General features: G+C 55.3%; 13 protein-coding genes. 3 read left to right on the forward strand and 10 right to left on the reverse strand.

The annotated features are described in order from the left end of the window. Positions 1-304: 304 nt before the first annotated feature. The 4 genes from ACPUC8_RS15200 to ACPUC8_RS15215 form a co-directional block, all read right to left on the reverse strand. Entirely contained in the window at positions 305-1,696 is a 1,392-nt protein-coding gene (locus tag ACPUC8_RS15200; protein ID WP_494926704.1) for a c-type cytochrome, read from the reverse strand. After that, a complete protein-coding gene (locus tag ACPUC8_RS15205) occupies positions 1,693-3,348 on the reverse strand; it encodes a GMC family oxidoreductase (RefSeq protein WP_058972588.1) in 1,656 nt (551 codons plus the stop codon). Before ACPUC8_RS15205 ends, ACPUC8_RS15200 begins: the two co-directional genes overlap by 4 nt. 29 nt (positions 3,349-3,377) lie before the next feature. Then, on the reverse strand, positions 3,378-3,944 hold the full coding sequence (locus ACPUC8_RS15210) for a sugar dehydrogenase complex small subunit (RefSeq protein WP_039332568.1): 567 nt from the start codon (positions 3,942-3,944) through the stop codon (positions 3,378-3,380). A gap of 275 nt (positions 3,945-4,219) precedes the next feature. After that, positions 4,220-5,245 carry a LacI family DNA-binding transcriptional regulator gene (locus ACPUC8_RS15215; protein ID WP_494926705.1) on the reverse strand — a complete coding sequence of 342 codons (1,026 nt, stop codon included), beginning with the start codon at positions 5,243-5,245 and terminating at the stop codon, positions 4,220-4,222. Between the two features lie 238 nt (positions 5,246-5,483). Here ACPUC8_RS15215 and iolG point away from each other — a divergent pair, with 238 nt between their 5' ends. Continuing rightward, positions 5,484-6,485: an inositol 2-dehydrogenase gene (iolG, locus tag ACPUC8_RS15220; protein ID WP_058972586.1), complete on the forward strand. Its 1,002-nt coding sequence runs from the start codon at positions 5,484-5,486 to the stop codon at positions 6,483-6,485. A gap of 79 nt (positions 6,486-6,564) precedes the next feature. Here the strand turns inward: iolG and ACPUC8_RS15225 are convergent, their stop codons facing one another. Continuing rightward, complete coding sequence (locus ACPUC8_RS15225) at positions 6,565-7,290, reverse strand: pirin family protein (protein WP_039332571.1); 726 nt, start codon at positions 7,288-7,290, stop codon at positions 6,565-6,567. A gap of 123 nt (positions 7,291-7,413) precedes the next feature. Between ACPUC8_RS15225 and ACPUC8_RS15230 the strand changes: the two genes are divergently transcribed. Continuing rightward, positions 7,414-8,295: a LysR family transcriptional regulator gene (locus ACPUC8_RS15230; RefSeq protein WP_039332572.1), complete on the forward strand. Its 882-nt coding sequence runs from the start codon at positions 7,414-7,416 to the stop codon at positions 8,293-8,295. 112 nt (positions 8,296-8,407) lie between these two features. On the opposite strand, the gene ACPUC8_RS15235 is transcribed toward ACPUC8_RS15230, so the two are convergent. From ACPUC8_RS15235 to ACPUC8_RS15255, 5 genes are all read right to left on the reverse strand, one after another. Then, positions 8,408-9,643, reverse strand: a complete 1,236-nt coding sequence (locus ACPUC8_RS15235; protein ID WP_494926706.1) for an MFS transporter — start codon at positions 9,641-9,643, stop codon at positions 8,408-8,410. Positions 9,644-9,861: 218 nt separating this feature from the next. After that, positions 9,862-10,794 carry an ROK family protein gene (locus tag ACPUC8_RS15240; RefSeq protein ID WP_494926707.1) on the reverse strand — a complete coding sequence of 311 codons (933 nt, stop codon included), beginning with the start codon at positions 10,792-10,794 and terminating at the stop codon, positions 9,862-9,864. Beyond that, positions 10,791-11,657, reverse strand: coding sequence for an ABC transporter permease (locus tag ACPUC8_RS15245; protein WP_039332579.1), 867 nt, complete (start codon positions 11,655-11,657; stop codon positions 10,791-10,793). The genes ACPUC8_RS15240 and ACPUC8_RS15245 overlap by 4 nt, the downstream gene beginning before the upstream one ends. Then, on the reverse strand, positions 11,657-12,577 hold the full coding sequence (locus ACPUC8_RS15250; RefSeq protein WP_058972581.1) for an ABC transporter permease: 921 nt from the start codon (positions 12,575-12,577) through the stop codon (positions 11,657-11,659). The genes ACPUC8_RS15245 and ACPUC8_RS15250 overlap by 1 nt, the downstream gene beginning before the upstream one ends. Positions 12,578-12,580: 3 nt before the next feature. Continuing rightward, complete coding sequence (locus ACPUC8_RS15255) at positions 12,581-14,116, reverse strand: ABC transporter substrate-binding protein (protein ID WP_494926708.1); 1,536 nt, start codon at positions 14,114-14,116, stop codon at positions 12,581-12,583. A gap of 201 nt (positions 14,117-14,317) precedes the next feature. Between ACPUC8_RS15255 and ACPUC8_RS15260 the strand changes: the two genes are divergently transcribed. Further along, positions 14,318-15,451, forward strand: a complete 1,134-nt coding sequence (locus tag ACPUC8_RS15260; protein ID WP_494926709.1) for an ROK family protein — start codon at positions 14,318-14,320, stop codon at positions 15,449-15,451. The last annotated feature ends 3 nt before the right edge of the window (positions 15,452-15,454 follow it).

Raw genomic sequence — 15,454 nt, forward strand, 5'->3', positions numbered from 1 at the left:
TAAACTCAGGAGTAAATATTCTTCCGCTCATAGAATCACCTCTCTGGTTAATAACGTTATAACCTCTGAGTGTGTCCTAATCTATTAAACCACTACACGATGGAACATCCATGTTCCAGCGCCACCTTTCGCCCGCGTCCTGCGGGCTCTCCTGGCATACTCTCTCCGTTCAGCGCTGCGGATGCCTGCCCCGGTGCGGCCCCAGCCAGCTCATTAGCTTCAGTGCGGGTTGTCAAAAAGGCCACTGTGTCTAATGCTCTGACACCTCTGCTGCACCCTCAGGCTATCCACAGCGCAGAGACTTTTAGGGAGCCCCACGCTTGCGGCGCATCACACGCCAGACGGCAATTCCCGCCAGCAATATGATGATCGCGCCAATCATTCCCGGCAGCATCAGCGGTTGCAGACGCGCCAGCAGCGGCGGATGCCCCCCTTTCCGCACCCACGCCACGTCGCCAGCGGTCACCGTCACAGCGGCATTACCGTAATGCGCCAGTACGAAGTTACTGATGTCCGCGACTTGCTGATCGTTCAGCTTGTCAACGTATGACGGTGAGCTGAAGCCGGGCATCAACACCTGATGGTCAGCGGTGTCGCGCTGTACGCCAAACAGGATGGCGGCAATCAAGTTATTAGGATTGCGCAGTCCGGTTGCGGTGTTGTGGAACAGCGAAGGATAGGCTTGATTGCTGCTGCCCGCTCCATCCGGTTGATGACAGCTGGCACAGTTACCGCTAAACAGCGCGGCACCGTTATCCAGCGAATGATTCGCGTTATTTGGATTGCGTCCGCGCACGCTATTTTCCACATCATAAGGCGCACCGTAGTTGAACGCCGGGAGCGTATCCCCAGCATCACGAATCGGCGTTGTGCCTTTCAGGTAAGTGGCAATCGCGCGCAGATCGCTGTCCGGTAGGTATTGCAGGCTGTGCTCAACCGCTTCCGCCATTCCGCCCGCCGCCTGATTTTTGCCTGGCGCGCGCCCGGTTTTCAGATACTGCACCAGTTCGTCATCGCTCCAGCCACCAATCCCGCTGATAGCATCCGAGGTGATGTTGGGCGCATACCAGCTTCCCAGCGGCCCGCCCGCCAGCGGCTGATGTTGCTGCTCCTGCATCATAAAACCGCGTGGCGTGTGGCAGGTGTTGCAGTGTGCCAGGCCGTTCACCAGATAGTTACCGCGATTCCACTCGGCACTTTTACTGCCGTCGTTCTGCCACATCTTGTCGTTGGCAAACATCATGTTCCAGAAGCGCATGCTAAAGCGCAGGTTGAACGGGAATGGCAAATCAGTTTCTGGATTGTGTTGCGCCTGCGCTTTCACGCCATGCATCATGTAGTAATAGAGCGCATGCAGGTCGCTATCGGTCATCATGCTGTACGAAGTGTACGGCATTGCTGGGTAGAGTTGTGCCCCATCCGCACGCACGCCGTGACGTACCGCATCCGAGAATTGCGCCTCAGTGTAGTGACCGATTCCGCTGCTGTCCGGGGTGATGTTGGTGGCGTAAATCGTGCCCATCGGCGAAGCGATACCGTACCCACCGCTGTAAGCGGTTTTGCTGCCCGGCGCGGTGTGGCACGCCTGGCAGTCCGCGGCAGTGGCCACCTGCTCGCCCTGATGTAGCAAACTCACATCAAGCGGTTCCGCCTGGGCGCCACAGGCGATCAACGTGGCTAACAGAAGTGCTCTCATGCGAACTCCTTCATGCGCAGGCTGATGTCATGTGCGGCTTTCAGGCCGAGTGCTGCCATGGTCAACGTGCTGTTCACCACGCTGGCAGATGGAATCGCGCCGCCACCCGGCAACCACAGGTTTTCATGGTCAAACGCACGGCAGTTGCCATCTACCACCGCATCCTTACCGCTGGAGCCCATGATCACGCCGCCCATAATATGGTTGTTGGCGTTCAATCCTTTGCTGATGGCAAACTCTTTGCCGTTGAACAACTTGCCGATCTTCTCCAACTGCTCGTGCGACACTTCCGCGCCTTTACGCACGTAATCCCCCACGTCGTAGTAGATATCCGGGCAGGCCAGTCCATGTGGATCTTTGCGCGTTTTGCTCAGGGTTAGACGGTTCTCTGGATCGGGCAGTGGCTCCAGGCTGATGGAAATGTCCACGCTGTGTACTGAGCGATAGCGAATCTCTTCATCCAGCGCTTTGCCCACCAGCCCTTTCTTCAGCGCCTGCTGGGTGGCGGCTACCACTCGAGAAATATTATTCAGAATCATTTTGTTAGCGGAATAATCACGACGGAACTCCCCATCGCGATAACCCACCATACAGCTGCTCTGCGCCGGGCCACGCCCCAGCCACACCGGCTCTTCGGTGAGGAATGAACAGTGGAAACCGGAGTGATCCATCATGTTGCGGCCCACCATATCGGAACCGTTGGCAATGCCGTTCGGATTGCCGCCGTTAGCAGCCAGCAGCAGCAAACGCGGGGTTTCAATTCCGTTACACGCCAGGGCGAAGGCTTTGCCGCTGGCCTTATGCGATGCGCCAGAAGCATCCTTCCAGTGCACGGCGGTGATGCGGTTATTGCCATCAGTATCGATTTTGTAGACGACCGCCTCGGCCAGCACCACTGCACCGTTACGCTCAGCACGTTCGATGTGGTGAATGCCGTTATACATGGCGCCAATCGGGCAAATCGGCTGACAGTTATTGTTGCCGCAGCAGGTAGGACGCCCTTCCCACGGACGCGTGCTGCGCCCTTGAGGAATCGGCACCAGGTTATAGCCATGCGGATTCACTACGCTGGCGAAGTAGTTATCGCCGTGCGCGAACGGCACCATATCCATCGGATACGGCTGGCTACGTTCAGTCGGCGACTGCATGCTGACGTCATTCGGACCCGCCACGCCAATTTCGTTTTCTGCCCGGCAATACCAGGGCTCCAGTTCGTCATAGCTTATCGGCCAGTCACGCCCGACACCGTATTTGGACTGCATCACGAAATCGCTGGGATGATGACGCCAGCACGATGCCGCCCAGTGCCAGGTGGTGCCGCCCACGGTACGGAGGTAACCCTGCTGGAAACTGGAGGCATTTGGTCCCGTGACGTTGACATAGTTGTTTGGCGGGAAATACAGCGGCGCAGGGGCAAATTTGGATTGCGGGTACAATCCCTGAAAATCTGACCCGGCGCGATTGGCGAACGGCATGTTGCGCCAGTTTTCGACCGCTTGCGCACGATCGATACGTAAACCTGCTTCCAGTACCAGCACCGAGTAGCCCTGGCTGACGAGTTCGTTCGCCATCAAACCACCGACCACCCCTGAGCCCACAATCACAATATCTGCGGAGGCATCACCCTGCGCAGTAAACGTTGGTTTTTTCATGATTTTTCTTCGTTTTATTTTTGAGGAAATTACAGCTGTTCGAGATGACCGTTGTGCTCATCCGGTACCGGTGCGGTCCACCAGATCGGGCCGTTGCCGCAGTAGGTCGGCACCACCAGACCATCGCTGACCGTCTGATACATCAGCGCCTGTTTGTAAGCCACCAGGGTGCCGTGATAGTCATCCCCTACCGTGCCGGTGTACCAGGCGGTGACGATTTGATAGAGGAAATCGTGCAGCCCCGCGCTGCTGGCCTTGGCCAGAAAATCCTGCGCGCTGATTTGCGGGGTTATCAAGGTCGTGAGTTGCGCCAGTCGCGGGACAAACTGCGTGTCACGCGTTGCCATCACCTCGTAAAAACGTGCTGCCAGCGCCACATCCAGATGCTGGTGTTCAGTGATGGCTTGCGAGACGCGAACAAACTGTTTCACCGCGTCACTGGCGTGAATCACGCCAGCGGCCAGTGCCCGTCCTGGCAGGGCGGCGACTGCGCCCGTCACGGTTAAGCCAAGCGTGGCCAGCAGGAATTCCCTGCGAGTGGAACCGGTTCCATTCTTACTGACAGAAACGGTTTCGGGTGCAAAATGTCGTTTCATGGGGTTACCTGATGCTAAGAAAAGAGGAGTAAGCCGAACGGCGCTATCCTAACGACTAAGTTGCAAAACTGTTATCAGGATTTGAACGAAATCCCATTATTCAGTGTGGGAATAGCTCTAAATGATAATTTAGGTCAAAAATTGTTGGGTCTGAGATAGTTGCAGTGCGCAATATCGTTGCACCGCACATACAACGAGCAAGTTCGTCGCAGGCTCGCCATTTATGACGACCAAACAGCACTAAAGTAGCCAGCATGGTTCACCGCTCATCACACTCAGGCAAAATAAGAATAGCGGTGATAAATCAACAGCGGGGTTTTGATGTCATTGACTGACCGTTCACTGATTGGCTGGTTGAATATCGCCAGACACTGCTCGATCTCGCGTCGCATATCATGACCCAACACCATATCCATTACGCCACGTTCCAGCAGCACACGGCTGGACTCGCTAAGTTCGTGACCGATAAAGATCACCTGATCCTGCACGCCGTAAGCTTCCAGCGCTTTTGCCACCCCTTCATTTCCCCCGGCGGTATTGTAAATGCCCGCCATCGGTTTCCCCTCGTCGAGCCATTTTTTTACGCTGTGCCAGGCGGTCTCCGCTTCGTCATTGATGTTGACGCGATCGCGAATCGTTAGCCACGGGAAGGCTTCGCGTAACACGCGGCGGAAGCCAATTTCACGCTCCTCTTGCGTGCGATAGGTCGAGCTGCAGATCAGCAGAATGTTACCTGGCTGCTGTGGCGGCAACATGCGGCCCATAAACCAGCCCGCCGTCGCACCCGAGGCGATTTGATCGATGCCGACGTATGCAGTACGGCGAGAGTTGGGCAGATCGCTGGTGAGACAAATCACCTGCACGCCGTCAGCGATGGCGGCTTTGACCGCACGATTGATCTTCACATCATCGCGACAAACCAGAATGATACCGCTCACCTCAGCGGCGCGGCGTTCAATCAGCTGACTGAAACGTTCAGCATTGAACTGGGCACTCGGTAAAGTATCAATGCTGATGCGCAACTGCGGTCGTTCCGCCATCACCGCGCGCGCCTGACGCTCCAGATGCCCGAGGAAGCTGGTGCCAGACTCACACAGAATAGCCACGCGCTGTACGCCTGCATTGCGGCTCTCCTCTCCGGCAAGCATGCCCAACCGCGCCATAGCGCTTTCGACTTTTTTACGCGTTACCTCGCGTACGCCTTCACGTCCATTGAGTACCCGGTCCACCGTAGCCGGGCTGACGTCCGCTTCCTGCGCAATGTGCTTAATGGAAGGCGATTTCCAGTTGTGTTGCGTCATGACGATTCCTGATGTCTTCCACCTCGATAGGCAAACAATATCCCGATAAGTTGATACAAATCAAATTGATATAACACTATGAATTTCAATCAATACTTAGTTTCTGAGGTGTTAAACATCAAATATCCATGTGATCGACCTCATCTTTTCACTCTCCTTTTTCGGCTTTGTTTTGACTTAACAGCAGGCAAAATCGATTAATAGCGCCATCACCTGTTGCCCTCAAAGGAAATATAAAATGCTCAAAGTTGCTCTGTTAGGTGCTGGTCGTATTGGTCAGATTCACGCCGGGAATATTGCTGCGCATCCGCAATGTCGTCTTGCTTACGTGATGGATGTCTACGCGCCTGCTGCCAACGCGCTGGCTGAAAAATACGGTGCCACCGTGGCGGATCTGGACACTATTCTGGCAGACAGTTCTATTGATCTGGTGGCGATTTGCAGCGCCACTAACACCCACGCTGATTTGATTGAAGCCGCCGCGCGCGCCAAAAAAGCCATCTTTTGTGAGAAGCCGGTGGACTTAAGCCTGGCGCGCGTCGAGAAGTGCTTAGCCACAGTGCGTGATGCGGGTGTGCCGTTGATGATTGGTTTTAACCGTCGTTTCGATCCGAGCATGGCGCATTTGCAGGCCTGCCTGCGTGACGGTGAAATCGGTGAGACGGAGTTGGTCACCATCAGTTCACGCGATCCGGGTGCACCACCTGCCGACTATGTCAAAGTCTCAGGCGGTTTGTTCCGCGACATGACGATTCATGACTTTGATATGGCGCGCTGGTTGCTGAATGAAGAGCCGGTATCGGTATACGCCAGTGCCGCAGCACTGACAGACCCGGATATCAAGGCGTTGGGTGATGTGGACACCGCTGTGGTCACGCTCACCTGCGCCAGCGGCAAGATGGCGGTGATCACCAACAGTCGTCGCGCCAGCTACGGCTACGATCAGCGTATTGAGGTACACGGCAGTGAAGGAATGTTGCAGGTCACCAACCAGCTAGAATCGCAGTTGGTGAAATCGGTCGCTAATGGCGTGGTGGCACAAAAACCGCAGCACTTCTTCCTGCAGCGTTACGCCGATGCTTATCGCAATGAGTTAGCGACCTTTATCGAAGCCTTAGCTAAAGGTGAAGGCCACTACCCAAGCGGCAATGATGGCTTGCAGGCGTTGTTATTGGCGGATGCGGCGCTGGCATCGCTGAAGAGCGGAAAGCCGGTGGCACCGCAGTCGTTGTTGTCGTAACCCGCACAGCTCGTAGCGGCACGATTTATCGTGCGATTTAAAAAGGCGCGCAATGAATTGCGCCGCTACGATTTAGCCCTTAGCGCTGTGGATGATTCACTTCCAGTGGACGCAGGTCGAACAGCAGTACTTCGGCATTATCGCCATTGCTGAACTGCAGCGCAGTTTCATTACGCACGCGCGCACCGTCACCTTCTTTGAACTTCACGCCGTTCACTTCAATGCTGCCGCGTGCCACATGAATATAGGCGTAACGGTCGGCACTTAACTCGAAGGTTTGCTGCTCTGCACCATCAAACAATCCCGCGTAGATGCGGATATCCTGGCGCACGCTCAAGCTACCATTCTGCCCTTCTGGCGAGATGATCAACCGCAGCTGGCCACGTTTGTCACTCTCAGCCACTGAAACCTGCTGATAGCCGGGCTGGCTATTGCGCTCGGCGGGCACAATCCAAATCTGCAGGAAGTGCACGTTATCACTTTTTGAGTGGTTGAACTCGCTGTGCGTCACGCCGCTGCCGGCACTCATCAACTGCACATCGCCAGGGACGATAACCGAACCAGTACCCATGGAATCTTTATGTTCCAGAGCGCCTTCCAGCACATAGGAAATGATCTCCATGTTGTTGTGTGGATGTGCACCAAAACCGCGACCCGGCGCGACGCGGTCATCGTTGATCACCAGCAGATCAGAAAAACCGCTCTGTTTTGGATCCCAATAGTTAGCGAAAGAAAAAGTATGATGCGAGTTCAGCCAACCGTGGTCACCCACTCCGCGTTGCTCTGACAGACGTTGTTCAATCATGGTGTGCTCCTCAAATGTGCTGTGGATTGGCGGTTGCCCTTCCGAATGAGGATAAGTATACGTAAACTGATTCGCTCAACAATGCGCTGTAACGACAATGACTGTCACATTTTAGTGGACAATATGCAGATAGAAGATCTCCGTATTTATGTTGCCGTGATTCAGGCCGGTAACTTTACCGCTGCCGCCGAGCAGTTAATGCTGTCGAAGCAATATGTCAGCCGCCGCATTGCGGCATTAGAGGAGTCACTCGGTGCCCGCTTGCTGAATCGCAATACGCGCAAATTATCCGTAACGGATAACGGCCAGATCTTTGCCCAGCACGCGCAGCGTATTCTGGATGATGTACAGGAAGCCGAGCAGGCCGTGTCCGGGCGGCAGCAGGTATTACAGGGCAGCTTTCGTCTTAGCGTGCCGATGTCTTTTGGCATCAGCCATCTGTCACCCTATATCGCCGAGTTTCTCAGCCAACATCCAGGATTGCAGTTCCAGGTGGAACTGGCCGATCGTTATGTCGATATGGTGGGTGAAGGTTTCGACATGGCGATTCGTATTGGCACCCTGCCCGATTCCAGCCTGATCGCTAAACGTTTAGGGGTGTTCCGCCGCGTGATTTGTGGCAGCCCGTCCTATATTCAGGGCGCGGGCGCACCGCGTGAACCCGAGGATCTGTTGCAGCACGCCTGCCTGCGCTATGGGCGCGAAAGCCAGACCGGTTGGGAGTTGTTTAACGGCGACCAGCGTAAAGTGATGGCGGTACAGGGGCCGATGGTCAGTAATAACGGAGAGATGCTGCGCGATGCCGCTGTGGCGGGGCTGGGATTGATTCTATTGCCTGAGTTTATTGTCGCGCCGGCCATCGCCCGTGGTGAATTGATGACAGTGCTCGATGCGTGGCAACCCGCGTCGCTAAACCTGAATGCGCTCTATCCGCAGCATCGACAACGCAGCGAAGTGAACCGGGTGTTTATGGCGTTTTTGCAGGAGAAACTGGCGGATAGTTAAAGATGTGTGTCATTCCGTAGCGGCGCAATTTATTGCGCGTTGACATGCCGCAACGCGGCTTCCAATCCGCGCGATAAATCGCGCCGCTACGATAACGTGTGATCTTTAACTATTACGCATTGCTTTCGTGCGCAAAAGTGATCGACTTTCTGCGCGCATCGCGAACCGCAATGCCGTGGATCAACAAGCCAAATACCGCGAGGATCGCACCGACCCAGCCGGTGGATTGCCAACCGAGACCGGCAGAGATGGTCACGCCACCGAGCCACGCGCCCAAGGCGTTCGCCAGATTAAACGCCGAATGGTTGAGCGCTGCCGCCATGGTTTGCGCATCGCCCGCCACATCCATCAAACGGATTTGCAGCACGCTTGCCAGCGCGACCATGGTGCCAACCAGCATCACGTTAAGCGAACCTGCAAACGCGTAGTGCGCGGTGAACACGAAAGCACTCAGCACCAGTACCGACCAGATCAGCACCAGACGAATGGTTTTCTCCAGACCGCGATCGGCCAGTTTTCCGCCCACCACGTTGCTGATGATCATACCGAAACCAAACAGCGCCAGTACCGCCGGGATCCAACTAACCGGCATTTGCGCCAGTTCGGTTAGCGTTGGCTTGACGTAGCTGAATACTGAGAACAGACCACCACTGCCGATGGCACCAATCGCCAGCGTCAACAGCACCTGCTTACGCGTCAGTGCGGAAAGCTCTCGCAGCGGGCTGGCCAGTTTGTCACCGGCGACATTTGGCACCCACATGCCGACCAGTACCAACGTCAACAGCGCCAGTACCCCGACAATCGCAAAGGCTTCACGCCAGCCAAATATCTGACCAATCGCGGTCACCGCAGGCACGCCGAGCAGGTTGGCGATGGTCAACCCAAACAGCACCATCGACACCGCCTGCGCGCGCTTTTTGCGCTCAACTAATCCGGCGGCTACCAATGCGGCAACACCGAAAAAGGTGCCATGCGGGTAACCGGCGAGAAAACGCGCCAGCAACATTGAGTAGTAACCCGGCGCGATGGAACTCAGCAAATTACCTGCCGCAAACAGGCCCATCAATGTCATCAGGAAGTTACGGCGTGAAGCACGCGCGCCGAGTATGGCTAACAGCGGCGCACCAATCACCACACCCAGCGCGTAAATACTGATCAGATGGCCCGCTGAAGGAATCGAAACGTTGAGCCCTTTAGCTGCATCAGGCAGCAAGCCCATTATGACAAACTCGCCGGTACCGATGGCAAAGCCACCGGTGCCGAGCGCAAACAGCGCTTTCAGCACGCTGGCGCGCGGCAGCGATGCCTCGTCCGGCAGCTGATTAAGTGGGGGTTGAACAGATGACATGTTTTTCCAGAAACGCAGGTGAAGAATTCAGTGCAGATCGTGGCCACGCCATCGTCTGACTGAAAGGATTTAGCGGCATATGATAACTGATTTAGGGGTGAATTGAATGACAGACAATTATGTGGCGGCTAATTAATTCTTTGCGGTCGCCATAAATGGCGACCCGACCTGAAAGGATACCGTTTATCGTAGGGTGCGCATTGATGCGCACCAGGCGTTTATCGTTGTTGGGCCAACAACGCTGCCCCCATCATCCCCCCATGGTGAGCAAACGCACCTGGCACCACTAACGGGTGCTGCGTACTACGCAGCACATAACGTTGCACTTGGTCATTCAGCGCATTGATCAACGGCGTCACCGAGGCCAACCCGCCGCCGACCGCCACCAGCGATGCGCCAGTGATATTAATGGTGTACGCCAGCGGCTGGCTCACCAGTTGCAACCACACCTGAATCGTAAGCGCTGACTGGGCTTCCTGCTGCTGCCACCCCGTGATGATATCGACGCTGCTGGCGTTCACCTGATGCAATGTACGATGCAAATTCTCCAGTCCACGCGCACCACCATAACTGTCGAGACAACCCTTTTGCCCGCACGGACATGTCTGGCGTGGCAAACGGACGGTTTCACCCGCGATCTCAATCTCCGTCTGAGTAATGGGGCCATGGCCCCACTCACCGGTCAGGCCATTCTGTCCGGTAATAATGCGCCCATCGGCCACCAATCCACCGCCCACCCCGGAACCAAGAATGGCACCAAACACCACTTTGTGCCCTTTGCCCACGCCAGCCAGCGCTTCGGCATAAGTGAAGCAGTCAGCATCATTGTGCACAATCACGTTACGTTGTAACGAGTCACCCAGCAACTGGCTGAGATTACGCTGATGAAAAGCCGGAATATTGCTGGCAAACATCTCACCTGTGTCCGGTGCCACAATGCCCGCGGTGGAGATCGCCAGCGGAGAATTGATGCAGAAATGCGCGTGATGTTCCGCAATCATGCGAACAATCAGTGCGGTAAAATCTGACCAACTGTGCGCGGGAATTTTTTGCTGATCGAGGATCGTTAACTGCTGCTGCGCATCCATCACGCCCAGCTTGACGAACGAACCACCGAGATCGAGGCAGATCACTGCCGGTGTTGTACTCATAAACGTTTATCCATGACATCGCGCAGGCCGTCGCCCAGCACATTAAAGCCCAGCACCGTAATCAATATCGCCAGTCCGGGGAACAGCGACACGTAAATATTCAGGCCAAGAAAGTTACGCCCATCGCTCATCATGGTGCCCCACTCTGGCATCGGCGGTTGCACCCCTAAACCGAGAAAAGACAAACTGGCCGCCGACAGCACCACCGCACCCGCCGTCAGCGTCGATTGCACAATCAATGGGCCAATAGAGTTACGTAAGATGTAATGGGTGATGATGCGCGGATAGCGCACGCCCAGCATGTGCGCCGCCTCAATGTACTCCATATTTTTCAGGCCGAGCGTCAGGTTACGACTGAGACGGGCATACACCGGAATCGAGAACAACGAAATCGCGATCAACATATTGGCCAGCCCTTCGCCGAGCACACTCACGATCAGAATCGCCAGCACGATGCCGGGAAAAGCGAAAATAATATCCATCACCCACATCACCAGCGCATCGATTTTACGGCCCGCCAACCCGGAGATGATACCGAGTGGAATGCCGATCACCATCGAGATCGCCACGCTCAGGCAGACCTCAAATAACGTAATGCGCGCGCCGTAAATCACGCGGGAAAAGATGTCCCGACCGTAATCATCTGTACCAAACCAGTGTGCAGCGGAGGGGGCCTGCAAGGTGTTCAGTAAATCCTGCTCCACCGGATCCCAATGCGTCAGTAACGGTGCCAACCCGGCCGCCAACACCACCAACAATACCAGCCCGCCGCCGATGGCGATCGATGGGTTACGCAACAGAAAGCGCAGCATTTGACGGTGTCGCGAGCGCGCCGGCAGCACCGAAGTATCGAGGCTGTTCATCAATCGAACCTTATTTTTGGATTGAGCAGACCAATCAGAATTTCACCCAGCAAATTCATCAGCACCACACCCGTCACCGCCACCAGCGTGACGCCTTGAATCACCGGATAGTCACGGTATTTCACCGAGTCCACCAGCAGACGGCCAATACCGGGCCAGTTAAACACCGATTCCGTCACCACCGCGCCGCCAATCAGGCTGCCGAAGTTGAGCGCCACTATGGTGACGATCGGAATCAGCGCATTACGCAGCGCGTGTTTCCAGTGAATGCTGGCGGAAGGTAACCCTTTGGCCTTGGCGGTGCGGATGTAGTCCTGGCTTAGCACATCCAGCATGCTGGAACGCGTCATGCGGGCAATCATCGCCATCGGCAAAATCGCCAGCGTGACGGTGGGCATCACGTAGTTTTTCCATGAGTCCGCCCCTAACAGCGGCAGCCAACCCAACTCCACCGCAAAATAGTTCATCGCTAACAGCGCCAGCCAGAAGTTGGCGATGGAGGCCCCGGCGATGGTGAGCACCATGACGATTTGATCGGGAATGCGTTGACGATAGATAGCACCGGTCATCCCTGCGGGCACACCAATGGCAATCGCCAGCAAATACGCCAGCGCCGCCAGCGATAGGGTGTAAGGCAGTCGTTCGCTGATTTCGGTGATCACCGGACGCTGAGACTGTAAGGATTCACCCAGATTGCCATGCAAAGCGTCGGTGGCGAACTTGACGTATTGCAGCGGCAGTGGCTGGTCCAGCCCCAACCGGATGCGCATATTGTCTACCGCTTCCTGTGGCGCTTCCGGCCCCGCCATCAGGCGTGCCGGATCGCCCGGCAACGCGCGGATGGCGATGAACACGATGATCGAGACGCCGAAAATAATCAGCGGCAGCGAGAGCACCTTCTTCGCAACGTACGCTTTCATCGATCAGTTCTTCACCGCATCGCGAACCACAATCTGTCCGCCGGGCTGCATAGTGACGCCGCTGATATTTTTACGCGAGGCGTAGAGATCGTCCTGATAGAACAGCAACACCTGCGGCGCTAATGCGCTGATCTGTTTCTGTGCCTGGAAATAGAGATCTTTGCGTTTCGCATCGTCAAGGGTAGAGGCAGCGGTATCGATTAAATCATCGGTTTTCTTGTCGCTGAAGAAGCCCAGATTCGCCCCACCTGGCGCGAAGCTGGCGGTGTGATAGAGCGGGCGCAGTTGCAAGTCAGAGCCATACAGACCCGATGACCATGAAGCCAGCACCGCATCGGTACCCTGCTGGGCTTTCTCTTTGGCGTCCGCAAAGGCGGCTTTGGTCCAGACGCCGCTTTCCATCTGGCGCACGTTGAGTTTTACACCGATTTTACTCCACATCCCCTGCAACACCTGTGCGGTACGCGCATCCGGTGCCTGCACCGCAATCGACATGCTAAAGCCATCGGCATAGCCTGCCGCTTTCAGCAGATCTTTAGCTTTCTGCACATCATACGGGTAATCATGCAAACTCTTGTCGTAGTTGGCATCCACGGGTGCCAGTGCGGAGTTGGCCGGTTGCGCATAACCAAACATAATCGCCTTCACCAACGCCGTCTGGTCGGTTGCCAGGTTAAGGGCCTGGCGCACGCGCACATCACTCAGTGCTTTGCTCTGCGTATTGAGATCCACCCAGAACACCGCTGCTCCCGGTGACTGTTTCAAATTCACGTTGGGATTGTTTTTCAACATCCCGGCAAATTGCGGTGGCACCGGGTTAATAATATCCACCTGACCTGACTGCAGCGCCATGTTCATGACGGAAGGCTCACTGCTCCACGTCCATTTAATTTCATCAGGTCCGCTGGATTTGCCCCAATAATCGCTGTTCTTCTGCTCCAGCACGTATTCGCCGGATTTATATTGCACCAACTTATAAGGTCCGGTGCCATCAGCTTTATTGTTGATGCTGCCCGCTTTATCCGCGGTTGGGCTAACCATTAAACCAGGGCCAGAAGCGAGCACGGTTAAAAACGCCGGATTAATTTTTTTCAGCTGGAATTCTACGGTTAAATCATCGGTTTTCTTCACGTCCTGAATAAAGGTGCGGATTTTTCCGCTGCCCGCCAGTCCGCGTTTGGTGTCTAAATGGCGCTGGAAGTTTTCCACCACTGCATCGGCATTAAACGGCGTGCCATCATGGAATTTCACGTTAGGACGCAGCTTAAAGGTCCAGTGCAATCCGCTGCTGTCCGCGCTCCACGACAGTGCCAGTGCGGGAATAATTTTTCCGTCATCACCCAGACGCGTCAGGCCTTCGTACATCGGGTCCAGTACCGTACCGGTGAACGTCGCCGTTTGGTTGCCGGGGTCCATGCTGCGCGGAGGCTCGTTCTGCATGATAACCAACTGACTCGCCAGTGCGGCGGAACTCATCATCGACGCCACAATACAACCGGCCAGCGTCAGTACCTTGAAATGCTTAAGTGTGCTTTCCATGAAGGCCCTCAATGAATCATTGAAACGTTCGGTGAAATAACCTCGCTATATAAGGCACATTCTCTAAACAAAAGCCAAGATGCTGGTTCATATATTTTACTTATATTTAGATCTGTGTTCAGAAAATTAACTAAATAACGTTGAATTTGTTTTTCAGCCTTATTATTGTCAGGGCATATCGCTATTGCAGTGAGAACCTGAATGCTCAATGCCCACCAGCAACAAATTCTGCGCCTGCTTATTGCCTCACACGGCTTAAGCCGCACCGCTATTGCGGAAAACATGAAGTTGAGCAAAGCCGCCATTAGCACGCTGGTTAAAGAGATGCTGAATGCCGGATTACTGGAAGAGAGCATCCCAGAATCAAACGGTCAGGGGCGTCCGTCGGTATTACTTAAAATGCGTGCTGACAGCGCCTATTTCCTCGGTGCCTCGTTGCTGGGTGAACAGGTTGTGTTGGTGCTGATCGACATGCACGGCTTGGTGTTGGCCAGCACCCAAATGACACTCAATCCTGACCCGCAACAGCTGAGTGCCGCCCTGGCTGCGGCTATTCCAGACTTAATAAAACAGCAAGGGATTTCAGCCGACCAACTGATTGGCTTGGGTGTAACGCTGTCTGGCTTTGTGGATGAAAATCAGGCTGTTTGCGTGCAGTCCGCCCTGCTTGGCTGGAAGGACGTGCCGCTGGCTGAGATGCTAAAACAGCAAACGGGTCTCGAGGTATCGCTGGAGAACGATGCCAAGGCACTGGCGGTCAGTGAGAATATTTTTGGCGTGGCGAAAAAAGCCCGTAACTTCACCCTGATTTCGCACGGTGATGGCATTGGATCGGCCCACTTTTTCCAGGGCCAGTTGCATCGCGGCGCACACGGCGGCGCGGGTGAAATTGCCCATTGCACCATTGAACCTGGTGGACGCCCTTGCCGCTGCGGTAAACGCGGTTGCCTCGACACCCTCGCCTCGCTCACCGCTATTCGCGAAAGCGTGCGGGATAAGTCGCTGGACGCGCACACCCTTGCGGCGCTGGAAACCCAGGCGGTGAAAGGCAACAGCGCGGCGATCAGCATTTTGCACCAGGCAGGACACGCGCTGGGCCTCGCCATCGCCAATATCATCCAGATGAACGATCCTGAGCTGATTGTCATCGCCCATCAACCTCAGGCTTTCGACGGCCTGTTGAAGACCGTGGTGATGCAATCAATAGACAGCCACGTGTTGCCATCCATGATGGGCAAGACACCGATTTCTACCATCGAAATTCATACCGAGAGCTGGGCGCGCGCAGCGGCCAGCGTGGCGGCATATCGATTTATCATTCAATTACCTGACTAGCGG

It is taken from the genome of Pantoea sp. CFCC18177, assembly GCF_059412425.1.